This window comes from Kitasatospora sp. NPDC091257, assembly GCF_044757675.1.
In the GTDB taxonomy this organism is placed as follows: Bacteria; Actinomycetota; Actinomycetes; order Streptomycetales; family Streptomycetaceae; genus Kitasatospora; species Kitasatospora lactacystinica.
On the sequence record NZ_JBIVVI010000160.1, the window covers coordinates 1 to 10,737 of the forward strand.

At 70.6% G+C, this 10,737-nt stretch carries 12 protein-coding genes and 3 tRNA genes; 13 read left to right on the forward strand and 2 right to left on the reverse strand.

Going from position 1 to position 10,737, the window contains the following annotated elements; all coding sequences use genetic code 11:
• The first annotated feature begins 100 nt into the window (after positions 1-100).
• The 8 genes from ACIQOV_RS10390 (at position 101) to ACIQOV_RS10425 (ending at position 4,898) form a co-directional block, all read left to right on the forward strand.
• Positions 101-173: transfer RNA gene (locus tag ACIQOV_RS10390), tRNA-Thr, on the forward strand.
• Between the two features lie 42 nt (positions 174-215).
• Positions 216-288: transfer RNA gene (locus ACIQOV_RS10395), tRNA-Met, on the forward strand.
• An 83-nt stretch (positions 289-371) separates the two neighbouring features.
• Positions 372-536, forward strand: coding sequence for a 50S ribosomal protein L33 (gene rpmG / locus ACIQOV_RS10400; RefSeq protein WP_006604855.1), 165 nt, complete (start codon positions 372-374; stop codon positions 534-536).
• Between the two features lie 116 nt (positions 537-652).
• The gene (locus tag ACIQOV_RS10405; RefSeq protein ID WP_359897553.1) at positions 653-1,111 is read left to right on the forward strand and encodes a MaoC family dehydratase N-terminal domain-containing protein; all 459 of its coding nucleotides are present in this window, start codon (positions 653-655) and stop codon (positions 1,109-1,111) included.
• Positions 1,112-1,116: 5 nt separating this feature from the next.
• Positions 1,117-1,539, forward strand: a complete 423-nt coding sequence (locus ACIQOV_RS10410; RefSeq protein WP_401047087.1) for a MaoC family dehydratase — start codon at positions 1,117-1,119, stop codon at positions 1,537-1,539.
• A 107-nt stretch (positions 1,540-1,646) separates the two neighbouring features.
• Positions 1,647-2,210 carry a TetR/AcrR family transcriptional regulator gene (locus tag ACIQOV_RS10415; RefSeq protein ID WP_401047089.1) on the forward strand — a complete coding sequence of 188 codons (564 nt, stop codon included), beginning with the start codon at positions 1,647-1,649 and terminating at the stop codon, positions 2,208-2,210.
• Positions 2,211-2,298: 88 nt separating this feature from the next.
• The gene (locus ACIQOV_RS10420) at positions 2,299-3,747 is read left to right on the forward strand and encodes an MFS transporter (RefSeq protein ID WP_401047092.1); all 1,449 of its coding nucleotides are present in this window, start codon (positions 2,299-2,301) and stop codon (positions 3,745-3,747) included.
• Between the two features lie 68 nt (positions 3,748-3,815).
• Positions 3,816-4,898, forward strand: coding sequence for a UDP-N-acetylmuramate dehydrogenase (locus tag ACIQOV_RS10425; protein ID WP_401047094.1), 1,083 nt, complete (start codon positions 3,816-3,818; stop codon positions 4,896-4,898).
• Positions 4,899-4,910: 12 nt separating this feature from the next.
• Here the strand turns inward: ACIQOV_RS10425 and ACIQOV_RS10430 are convergent, their stop codons facing one another.
• Together ACIQOV_RS10430 and ACIQOV_RS10435 are read right to left on the reverse strand one after the other, a co-directional pair.
• Positions 4,911-5,975: an adenosine deaminase gene (locus ACIQOV_RS10430; RefSeq protein ID WP_359897549.1), complete on the reverse strand. Its 1,065-nt coding sequence runs from the start codon at positions 5,973-5,975 to the stop codon at positions 4,911-4,913.
• Positions 5,976-6,101: 126 nt separating this feature from the next.
• Entirely contained in the window at positions 6,102-7,349 is a 1,248-nt protein-coding gene (locus tag ACIQOV_RS10435) for a pyridoxal phosphate-dependent aminotransferase (RefSeq protein ID WP_359897548.1), read from the reverse strand.
• A 284-nt stretch (positions 7,350-7,633) separates the two neighbouring features.
• Between ACIQOV_RS10435 and ACIQOV_RS10440 the strand changes: the two genes are divergently transcribed.
• The 5 genes from ACIQOV_RS10440 to rplA all read left to right on the forward strand — a co-directional run bounded on the left by ACIQOV_RS10440 (position 7,634) and on the right by rplA (position 10,694).
• Positions 7,634-7,706 (forward strand) — tRNA-Trp (locus ACIQOV_RS10440).
• A 147-nt stretch (positions 7,707-7,853) separates the two neighbouring features.
• Positions 7,854-8,177, forward strand: a complete 324-nt coding sequence (gene secE, locus ACIQOV_RS10445) for a preprotein translocase subunit SecE (RefSeq protein ID WP_359897547.1) — start codon at positions 7,854-7,856, stop codon at positions 8,175-8,177.
• Between the two features lie 209 nt (positions 8,178-8,386).
• The gene (gene nusG / locus ACIQOV_RS10450) at positions 8,387-9,268 is read left to right on the forward strand and encodes a transcription termination/antitermination protein NusG (protein WP_380357517.1); all 882 of its coding nucleotides are present in this window, start codon (positions 8,387-8,389) and stop codon (positions 9,266-9,268) included.
• Between the two features lie 165 nt (positions 9,269-9,433).
• A complete protein-coding gene (gene rplK, locus ACIQOV_RS10455; RefSeq protein WP_359897545.1) occupies positions 9,434-9,868 on the forward strand; it encodes a 50S ribosomal protein L11 in 435 nt (144 codons plus the stop codon).
• A gap of 103 nt (positions 9,869-9,971) precedes the next feature.
• Complete coding sequence (gene rplA / locus ACIQOV_RS10460) at positions 9,972-10,694, forward strand: 50S ribosomal protein L1 (RefSeq protein ID WP_196951777.1); 723 nt, start codon at positions 9,972-9,974, stop codon at positions 10,692-10,694.
• Positions 10,695-10,737 lie beyond the last annotated feature (43 nt).

Below are 10,737 nucleotides of genomic sequence, written 5' to 3' on the forward strand. Positions count from 1 at the left end.
GCCTTGGATCGTCCGCCCGTACCCCTCACCCACCTGCGGTCTTCGCCGCGGGATACGGATTTCACCTCCGGGCGCGAAACGTGTAATCTCTTCCTCGTTCGCCCCTATAGCTCAGTCGGTAGAGCGTCTCCATGGTAAGGAGAAGGTCTGCGGTTCGATTCCGCATGGGGGCTCGGTGAGAAGCAGTCAGCCTCGGCTGTGCTGTGGATCACTGTGGCGGTGTAGCTCAGTTGGTAGAGCAAGCGGCTCATAATCGCTGTGTCACCGGTTCAAGTCCGGTCACCGCTACCCCGCGTAGTCGGTCGGGAGATCGCACTCCCGGTCGGCTACTCTTGTTGTGTTCTTATTCGTTGTCCAAGGAAGGCACTCCCGTGGCTGCCACCGACGTCCGCCCGAAGATCACGCTGGCCTGCGTGGAGTGCAAGGAGCGGAACTACATCACCAAGAAGAACCGGCGTAATGACCCGGACCGTCTTGAGATGAAGAAGCACTGCCCCCGCTGCAACTCGCACACCGCGCACCGCGAGACCCGCTGACCCTGAAGTAGGGCGACGGGCCTGTGTGAAATCAGGTCTTCTACTCCGGGCCGCATCCCTCACAGGGGGTGCGGCCCGGAGTTTTTTCGTATCCACCCGCGTTCCGAGGAGCTGCCATGGCGCTCGACCCCTCCTTCATCGGGCGTAGTTACCCGCCCACCGAGCCGTACGAGGTCGGCCGGGAGAAGATCCGCGAGTTCGCGACCGCGGTCGGCGACGCCAACCCGGCGTACACCGACCCGGAGGCGGCGAAGGCGCTGGGCCACCCCGACGTGATCGCCCCGCCGACCTTCCCGTTCGTGATCACCTACCGCGCGGCCGGCCAGGTGGTCGAGGACCCGGAGCTGGGCCTGGACTTCAGCCGGGTGGTGCACGGCGACCAGAAGTTCGCCTACACCCGCCCGGTGCGGGCCGGTGACCGGCTGTCGGTCGCGGTGACCATCGACAACATCAAGTCGCTGGCGGGCAACGACGTGCTCACCGTGCGCGGCGAGGTGACGGACGCGACCGGCGAGCACGTTGTGACGTCGGTCATGACCCTGGTGGCCCGGGCCGCCGACGAGGCGGGGGAGTGAGCGCGATGGCGATCGGCTACGACGAGGTCGAGGTCGGCACCGAGCTGCCGGCGCAGTCCTTCCCGGTGACCCGCGACACGCTGGTGCGGTACGCGGGCGCCTCGGGCGATTTCAACCCGATCCACTGGAACGAGAGGTTCGCCCTGGAGGTCGGCCTGCCGGACGTCATCGCGCACGGCATGTTCACCATGGCCGAGGCGATCCGGGTGGTCACCGACTGGGTCGGCGACCCGGCCGCGGTGGTCGAGTACGGCGTGCGCTTCACCCGCCCGGTGCCGGTGCCGAACGACGGGGTCGGCGCGGTGGTCGAGGTCTCGGCCAAGGTCGCCAAGAAGCTGGACGACCGCAGGGTGCAGGTCGACCTGCTGGCCACCGCGGGCGGTCAGAAGGTGCTCGGGATGTCCCGGGCCGTGGTCCGGCTCGGCTGAGCCGCCCCCTCGCGACGGCGGTCGCGGCCGGAGCCCCGTACTCACGGGATCTCCGGCCGCGGTCGCGGGTCTTGCCTTGATAGTGATTGGCCACTAACTTGGAAGCCATGGCGAAGTCGAGCATCCGGATGAGCGCGGAGGAGCGGCGCGAGAGCGTCGTCCGGGCCGCCCTGATCGAGTTCGCCCGGGGTGGGTACCACGGCACCTCCACCGAGGCGATCGCCCGCCGGGTGGGCGTCTCGCAGCCGTACCTGTTCCGGCTGTTCCCGGGCAAGCAGGCGATCTTCGCCGCGGCTGCCGAGCGCTGCGTCGAGGAGACCTGGCGTGTGTTCGACGAGGCCTCGGCCGGGCTGTCCGGCGAGGAGGCCGCCGACGCGATGTCCGCCGCGTACATGAGCCTGGTCGAGGACCGTGACCAGCTCATGATGCAGATGCAGCTCTACGTCTCGGTCTTCGCGGCCCGGGCGGCCGGCGAGGAGGAGGTCGGGGAGACCGCCCGGCGGCTGTGGGAGAGCCTGTTCGACCGGGTCAGGATCCGGATCGGCGGGGGCATGAGGGACGCCACGCAGTTCTTCGCGTACGGGATGCTGATCAACACCATGGTGGCGCTGGGCTATCCGCCGGACCACCGGATGTGGAGCGGCTTCGACGGGTGCGAGGAGCCCGAGTAGCCGGGCCGCGCGGCGGTGTCCGTGCGGCCTTTTTTCGGCCCACGAAAGTTATTGAGCAATAACTACCTAGAGGAAACTGGGGGACGTCATGACGGAGAAACCGACCATGGGCAGAACCGCGATCTGGACGCTGGTGATCGTCAGCGCGGCCGGCTTCATGGCCGCCCTGGACAACCTGGTGGTCACCACCGCACTGCCGTCGATCCGCGAGGAACTCGGCGGCGGGCTGTCCGACCTCGAATGGACGGTCAGCGCCTACACCCTGAGCTTCGCCGTGCTGCTGATGTTCGGCGCCGCGCTCGGCGACCGCTTCGGCCGCCGACGGATCTTCCTGGTCGGCCTGACGGTCTTCACCGCAGGCTCCGCCGCGGCGGCGATGTCCCCGGGCATCGGCGACCTGATCGCCGCCCGGGCCGTCCAGGGCGTCGGGGCCGCGGTGATGATGCCGCTCACCCTGACCCTGCTCACCACCGCCGTGCCCGCGGCCAGGCGGGGGATGGCCTTCGGCATCTGGTCGGGCGTCAGCGGCCTCGCCGTCGCCGCCGGGCCGCTGATCGGCGGCTCGCTGACCGAGCACTTCTCCTGGCAGTGGATCTTCTGGGTGAACGTCCCGGTCGGCCTCGTCCTGCTGCCGCTGGCCTACCTGCGGCTCGGCGAGAGCCGGGGCGCGGGCCGGGCCCTGGACGTGCCCGGGACCCTGCTGGTCAGCCTGGGGATGTTCGGGGTCGTCCTCGGCCTGATCCGCGGCAACCCGGACGGCTGGACCAGCCCGCTGGTCCTCGGCGCCCTGGTCGCCGGCGTCCTGCTGCTGACCGCCTTCGTCTGGTACGAGCAGCGGGTGGCCGCCCATCCGATGCTGCCGATGCGGCTGTTCCGCAGCCGGGCCTTCTCCGCCGTCAACGCGGCCAGCCTGCTGATGTACCTGGGGATGTTCGGCTCGATCTTCCTGATCAGCCAGTACCTCCAGGGTGTCGGCGGCTTCAGCCCGCAGGAGTCGGGCATCCGGATGCTGCCGTGGACGGCGATGCCGCTGCTGGTCTCCCCGGTCGCGGGCATCGTCTCCGACCGGATCGGCGGCCGCCCGATCGTGGTCGCCGGGCTGGCCCTGCAGGCCGTGGGCCTGGTGCTGTTCGGCCTGGTCGCGGACGGGAGCACCGGCCTCGACTACCCCGCCCAGATCCCGGCCATCGTGATCTGCGGGATCGGCATGTCGCTGTACTTCGGCCCGACCGCCCAGCTGGTGATGGCCAGCGTCCGGCCGCAGGAGCAGGGGATCGCCTCCGGCGCCAACAACGCGCTGCGCGAGGTCGGCGGGGCGCTCGGGGTCGCCGTGCTCGCCGCGGTGTTCTCGGCGCGGGGCGGCTACCAGTCGACGCAGGCCTTCACGGACGGGCTGGTGCCCGCGCTGTACGTCGGCGGGGCCGCCGTCGGGCTCGGCGCGCTCGCCGCGGTGTTCATCCCCCGGCGGCGCGCGGCGGCGGCCGCGGGGGTGCGGGAGGAGCGGGCCGGGAAGCCGGCCGTGCCCGCGGGGGTCTGAGGCGCCGGCCCCGGGCGACCGGCGTACGGGCGAGCGGCGTACGGGGGGCGGGAGTACGGGCGGCGGGCGTGCCGGGAGGCACCCCCGCCACCCGTACGCTGGTGGGCGTGCTGGTAGAAAACGACGCCCCCCTCGCCCCGCTGACCACGCTCCGGCTCGGTGGCCCGGCCCGCCGCCTGGTGACCGCCCACACCGATGACGAGGTGATCGCCGCCGTCCGCGAGGCCGACGCGGTCGGCGAGCCGCTGCTGGTCCTCGGCGGCGGCTCCAACCTGGTGATCGGCGACGCCGGCTTCCCCGGCACCGTGCTGCGGATCGCCACCGAGGGCTTCGCCCTGGACGGCACCGCGCTGGAGGTCGCGGCCGGCGAGACCTGGTCCGAGGTGGTCCGCCGGACCGTCGTGGACCACGAGCTGGCGGGCATCGAGTTCCTGGCCGGCATCCCCGGTTCGGCGGGTGCCACCCCGGTGCAGAACGTGGGCGCCTACGGCCAGGAGGTCGCGCAGTCGGTCACCGAGGTGGTCGCGTACGACCGTGCCGCCGACGAGGTGGTCGTGCTCTCGAACGCCGAGTGCGCGTTCTCCTACCGGCACAGCCGCTTCAAGGCCGAGCCGGAGCGCTACGTGGTGCTGCGGGTGCGGTTCCGCCTGGAGGACAACGGCGGCCTCTCCACCCCCGTCCGCTACGCCGAGACCGCCCGGCACCTGGGCGTCGAGCAGGGCGAGCGGGTGGCGGTCGGCACCGCCTGGAACGCGGTGCTGCTGCTGCGCGCCGGCAAGGGCATGGTGCTGGACCCGGCGGACCACGACACCTGGTCGGCCGGCTCCTTCTTCACCAACCCGGTGCTCACGGCCGCGCAGTACGACTCGTTCCGCACCCGCCCGGGTGCCGAGGACGCCCCCGCCTACCCGGCCCCGGAGGGCCGCACCAAGACCTCGGCGGCCTGGCTGATCGACCGGTCCGGCTTCGGCAAGGGCTACGGCAGCGGCCCGGCGACGCTCTCCACCAAGCACACCCTGGCGCTCACCAACCGCGGCTCGGCCACCGCCGAGGACCTGCTGGCGCTGGCCCGGGAGATCCGGGACGGGGTCCGCGAGGCCTTCGGGGTGGAACTGGTGAACGAGCCGGTGATGGTGGGCGTCAAGCTCTGAGGCAGCGCCTCGTCAGGCGGGTACGGCGGCCGGCTCCGCGGGGGCTCGGCCGCCCACCAGCCAGGCGTCGATGTCCGCCAGCAGTTCCTTGCGGACGGCCTCCGGCGCGACCGAACCGCGCACCGACTGCCGCGCCAGCTCGGCGAGTTCGGCGTCGGAGAAGCCCAGCACGTCCCGGACCAGCTCGTACTGGGCGGCCAGCCGGCTGCCGAACAGCAGCGGGTCGTCCGCGCCCAGCGCGAGCGGCACCCCGGCGTCGAAGAGCCGGCGCAGCGGGACCTCCTCGGGGTGCTCGTAGACGCCGAGCGAGACGTTGGAGGACGGGCAGACCTCGCAGGTGACCTGCCGGTCCGCCAGCCGCTCCATCAGCCTCGGGTCCTCGGCGGCGCGCACGCCGTGGCCGATCCGGCCGGCGCCCAGGTCGTCCAGGCAGTCCCGGACGGACTCCGGGCCGGAGAGCTCGCCGCCGTGCGGGGCCGCCAGCAGCCCGCCGTTGCGGGCGATCGCGAAGGCCCGGTCGAAGTCCCGGGCCAGGCCCCGGCGCTCGTCGTTGGAGAGGCCGAAGCCGACCACCCCGTGGTCGGCGTAGCGGACGGCCAGCCGGGCCAGCGTCCGGGCGTCCATCGGGGACTTCATCCGGTTGGCCGCGACCAGGACCCGGATGCCCACGCCGGTCGCCGCGGCGGCGTGCTCCACGGCGTCCAGGATCAGCTCCAGCGCGGGGATCAGCCCGCCCAGCCGGGGCGCGTACGAGGTCGGGTCGACCTGGATCTCCAGCCAGCGGGAGCCGTCCCGCCGCTCGTCCTCGGCGGTCTCCAGGACCAGCCGGCGGATGTCCTCCTCGTCCCGCAGCACCGAGCGGGCGGTGTCGTACAGCCGCTGGAAGCGGAACCAGCCCCGCTCGTCGGTGGCCCGCAGTCGGGGCGGCTCGCCGGAGCTGAGCGCCTCCGGCAGCCGGACGCCGTGCTTGTCGGCCAGCTCCAGGAGGGTGGCGGGCCGCATCGAGCCGGTGAAGTGCAGGTGCAGGTGGGCCTTCGGGAGGCCCCTGACGTCTCGCGGGTTCAACAGGCGTTCCATTCACCGATACTGCCGTATGCGGCCCCCGAACGGGAACCGCCTCCTTTCCATCCCCCGAAGGGGTGAAAGGAGGCGGCGTGCCGGGTGAATCCCGTATGTCGGATTGACGTCAGTGCTGGAACCGCGTCAGTCGCGGGCCTCGCCGAGCAGCTTCTGCACCCGGCTGACGCCCTCGACCAGGTCGGCGTCGCCGAGCGCGTAGGAGAGCCGCAGGTAGCCGGGGGTGCCGAAGGCCTCGCCCGGGACGACCGCGACCTCGGCCTCGTCCAGGATCAGGGTGGCCAGCTCGCCGGAGGTCTGCGGGCGCTTGCCGCGGATCTCCTTGCCCAGCAGGCCCTTCACCGACGGGTAGGCGTAGAAGGCGCCCTCGGGCTCGGGGCAGAACACGCCGTCGATCTCGTTGAGCATCCGCACGATGGTCTTGCGGCGGCGGTCGAAGGCCTCGCGCATCTCGGAGACCGCGTCCAGGTCGCCGGCCACGGCGGCCAGGGCGGCGCGCTGGGCGACGTTGGAGACGTTCGAGGTGGCGTGCGACTGGAGGTTGGTCGCGGCCTTGATGACGTCCTTGGGGCCGATCACCCAGCCCACCCGCCAGCCGGTCATCGCGTAGGTCTTGGCGACACCGTTGACCACGACGCACTTGTCGGCCAGCTCGGGCAGCAGGGCCGGCAGCGAGGTGAAGGTGGCGTCGCCGTACACCAGGTGCTCGTAGATCTCGTCGGTGAGCACCCACAGGCCGTGCTCCAGCGCCCAGCGGCCGATCGCCTCGGCCTCGGCCTCGGTGTACACCGCGCCGGTCGGGTTGGACGGCGAGACGAACAGCACGACCTTGGTGTTCTCGGTGCGCGCGGCCTCCAGCTGCTCGACCGAGACCTTGTAGCCGGTGGTCTCGTCGGAGACGACCTCCACCGGGACGCCGCCGGCCAGCTGCACCGACTCCGGGTAGGTGGTCCAGTACGGGGCCGGGATGATGACCTCGTCGCCCGGGTCCAGGATCGCCGCGAAGGCCTCGTAGATCGCCTGCTTGCCACCGTTGGTGACCAGCACCTGGGAGGCGTCCACCTGGTAGCCGGAGTCGCGCAGCGTCTTGGCGGCGATCGCGGTCTTCAGCTCGGGCAGGCCACCCGCCGGGGTGTACCGGTGGTTCTTCGGGTCGCGGCAGGCCTCGACGGCCGCCTCGACGATGTAGTCCGGGGTGGGGAAGTCGGGCTCACCGGCGCCGAAGCCGATGACCGGGCGGCCGGCGGCCTTGAGGGCCTTGGCCTTGGCGTCCACGGCGAGGGTCGCGGACTCGGCGATCGCACCGATCCGGGCGGAGACCCGGCGGTCGGCGGGGCGGATGGACTGGTCGGGCTGAGGGGTGGAAGCGCTCATGCCTGCATCGTCGCAGAACCCGGACCTACCGGGCATCGGGGTATCGGCATCCGTACGTTCCCGTCCGAATCGCGGCCCCGGCGATCCGTCGGCGGGCGCCCCGCCGGACCGGACATCCGCCGGGTGACCGGCCGGTCCGGAAGAAGAGGTTCGACCAAACACCCCTCGACCACGTACACTCGCTGCTCGACGGCCCGCCGAGAAAAACCGGAGCTTTCACCGCCTGTACAGACAGCGGGGGGAGATGCGGTAGGTTGGTCGCCACCGGAGCCGCGAGGCACCGTAGGGCAATAGCTCAATTGGTAGAGCACCGGTCTCCAAAACCGGCGGTTGGGGGTTCGAGTCCCTCTTGCCCTGCTGCTAGATCCGTTTTCAGCCCGTTCGCTCCACAGGAGTGAGCGGGCTTGATGCGGAGATGGCACCGATCAGCACCGCTGGCCGACTGGCCGTGCCCCACCGGGAGCGCGGCGAAGCTCGGCAGGACCCGGATTCAGGTGAGGACGAGTGACGGAGACCACGGGCTCCACCGCAACGCCTGAGAGCGGCAACCCCGAGGGTGCCGATGGCGTTGCCGAGAACACGGCCGAGGGCGAGAACAAGTCCGGCAAGCAGAAGAAGTCCGGCAAGCGGGCCAAGAAGGGCCTGTTCGCCAGGATGGGTCTGTTCTACCGCCAGATCATCGCCGAGCTGCGCAAGGTCGTCTGGCCCACCCGCGGCGAGCTCACCAGCTACACCGCCGTCGTGGTCACCTTCGTCGTGGTCGTGATGGCCTTCGTGGCCGGCCTGGACTACGGCTTCTCCAAGCTGAGCCTCCTGGTCTTCGGCTGACCGGCCGCCTCACCTTTCGAACAGCTTCCCGACCCGGGCCGAATCCTCGGCCCGGGTCGAGCTGTCGGTGCCGGACGTACGCGCGGTTACCGTGGACTCGGTACTGTTGAAGTCTCCGAGACCTCGCCTGGCGCCCGCGCGAGCGGCCGTACGCCGGACCGGTCGAGGAGCGCGCCACCTTCACCATCTCCAGGAAAGAAGCCGCCACCGTGTCTGAGTCCCCCCTGTACGACGCCGACGAGACCGTCCGCGAGGCGGATGCGGATGTCGCCGCCGCGCCGGACGCGACCGAGCTGGCTGACGACGTCGAGTCCGCCGAGCAGATCGTGGACGCCGCGGACAGCGACGAGGACGAGGTCGAGGCGTACGACGAGGCCGAGGCCGGCGAGCCCGCCGAGGAGGCCGCGCTGCACGTGGAGGGCGAGGCCGAGCTCGACGCCGAGCTCGCCGCCGAGGAGACCGTCGAGGAGGAGCCGGCCGACGAGGTCGACCCGGTCGCCAAGTTCCGCGAGGACCTGCGCTTCATGCCGGGCGAGTGGTACGTGATCCACACCTACGCCGGCTACGAGAACCGGGTGAAGCAGAACCTGGAGCAGCGCGCCGTCTCGCTGAACGTCGAGGAGTACATCTTCCAGGCCGAGGTGCCGCAGGAGGAGGTCGTCCAGATCAAGAACGGCGACCGCAAGACCATCCGCCAGAACAAGCTCCCCGGCTACGTCCTGGTGCGCATGGACCTCACCCCGGAGTCCTGGGGCGTCGTGCGCAACACCCCGGGTGTCACCGGCTTCGTCGGCAACGCCTACGACCCGTACCCGCTGACCCTGGACGAGGTCGTCAAGATGCTCGCCCCCGACGTCGAGCGCCAGGCCGCCAAGGAGGCGGGCAAGCCGTCGCCGATCAAGCCGAGCGAGATCCAGGTGCTGGACTTCGAGGTCGGCGACTCGGTCACCGTCACCGACGGTCCGTTCGCGACCCTCCAGGCGACCATCAACGAGATCAACCCGGACTCGAAGAAGGTCAAGGGCCTGGTCGAGATCTTCGGCCGGGAGACCCCGGTCGAGCTCTCCTTCGACCAGATCCAGAAGAACTAGTCCCACGGTCTTCGGATTCGGGGCGGGGCCGAGGGCCCTGCCCCGAATCCGTTTTGGTCCAGCGGCGCCGACGCGTTAGCCTGGTCCGATGTGTGTGCTGGCGGCCGGGTGTCGCCCCGGTTCCGCACGCACCAGCAATCACCTCTCGGAAGGACCCGGAGAGACATGCCTCCCAAGAAGAAGAAGATCACGGGGCTTATCAAGCTCCAGATCAACGCCGGTGCGGCCAACCCGGCGCCGCCGGTCGGCCCCGCGCTGGGTCAGCACGGCGTCAACATCATGGAGTTCTGCAAGGCCTACAACGCTGCGACCGAGTCGCAGCGCGGCATGATCGTGCCGGTGGAGATCACGGTCTACGAGGACCGCTCCTTCACCTTCATCACGAAGACGCCGCCGGCCGCGCGCCTCATCCTGAAGGCCGCCGGTGTGGACAAGGGCTCCAGCGAGCCGCACAAGACCAAGGTCGCCAAGCTCACCAGCGCCCAGGTCCGCGAGATCGCCACCACCAAGATGCCCGACCTGAACGCCAACGACCTGGACGCCGCGGAGAAGATCATCGCCGGCACCGCCCGGTCGATGGGCATCACCGTCGAGGGCTGAGAATCTCCCTTCCCGCCAGGGAAAAGTTGATTCAGCCGGTTCTTGTGGTAGGGCCCGCGCAGGCCCGTGACACCACACCTCCATTCACCATTCAGGAGCAGCTATGAAGCGCAGCAAGGCCCTGAAGGCCGCGGACGCCCAGGTCGACCGCGAGCGCCTTTACGCCCCCCTCGAGGCCGTCCGCCTCGCCAAGGCGACCAGCACCACCAAGTTCGACGGCACCGTCGAGGTCGCCATGCGTCTGGGTGTCGACCCGCGCAAGGCCGACCAGATGGTCCGCAGCACCGTGATCCTCCCGCACGGCACCGGTAAGACCGCTCGGGTCCTGGTCTTCGCGACCGGCGAGCGTGCCGAGGCCGCGCGTGCTGCGGGTGCCGACATCGTCGGTTCCGACGAGCTCATCGACGAGGTCGCCAAGGGCCGCCTCGACTTCGACGCCGTCGTCGCCACCCCGGACCTCATGGGCAAGGTCGGCCGTCTCGGCCGCGTGCTCGGCCCCCGTGGCCTGATGCCGAACCCGAAGACCGGCACCGTGACTCCGGACGTCGCCAAGGCGGTCAACGAGATCAAGGGCGGCAAGATCGAGTTCCGCGTCGACAAGCACTCGAACCTGCACTTCATCATCGGTAAGGCCTCCTTCACCGACGAGCAGCTGGTCGAGAACTACGCCGCCGCGCTGGACGAGGTGCTCCGCGCCAAGCCGTCCGCCGCCAAGGGCCGCTACATCAAGAAGACCGCGATCTCGACCACCATGGGCCCCGGCATCCAGGTGGACCCGAACCGCACCCGCAACCTCCTCGTCGAGGAGGACCCGGCCGCGGTCTGAGCCTCAGCGCTCCAGAGCAGTCCGTACGGCGGGCCCGTACCCC

Bases quoted from the DNA above. Each gene is read 5' to 3' on its own strand.
- ACIQOV_RS10405 (WP_359897553.1), top strand. From the start codon at position 653: ATGGCGCTCGACCCCTCCTTCATCGGGCGTAGTTACCCGCCCACCGAG.
- ACIQOV_RS10410 (WP_401047087.1), top strand. From the start codon at position 1,117: ATGGCGATCGGCTACGACGAGGTCGAGGTCGGCACCGAGCTGCCGGCG.
- ACIQOV_RS10415 (WP_401047089.1), top strand. From the start codon at position 1,647: ATGGCGAAGTCGAGCATCCGGATGAGCGCGGAGGAGCGGCGCGAGAGC.
- ACIQOV_RS10420 (WP_401047092.1), top strand. From the start codon at position 2,299: ATGACGGAGAAACCGACCATGGGCAGAACCGCGATCTGGACGCTGGTG.
- ACIQOV_RS10430 (WP_359897549.1), bottom strand. From the start codon at position 5,975: ATGGAACGCCTGTTGAACCCGCGAGACGTCAGGGGCCTCCCGAAGGCC.
- ACIQOV_RS10435 (WP_359897548.1), bottom strand. From the start codon at position 7,349: ATGAGCGCTTCCACCCCTCAGCCCGACCAGTCCATCCGCCCCGCCGAC.
- rplK (WP_359897545.1), top strand. From the start codon at position 9,434: ATGCCTCCCAAGAAGAAGAAGATCACGGGGCTTATCAAGCTCCAGATC.
- rplA (WP_196951777.1), top strand. From the start codon at position 9,972: ATGAAGCGCAGCAAGGCCCTGAAGGCCGCGGACGCCCAGGTCGACCGC.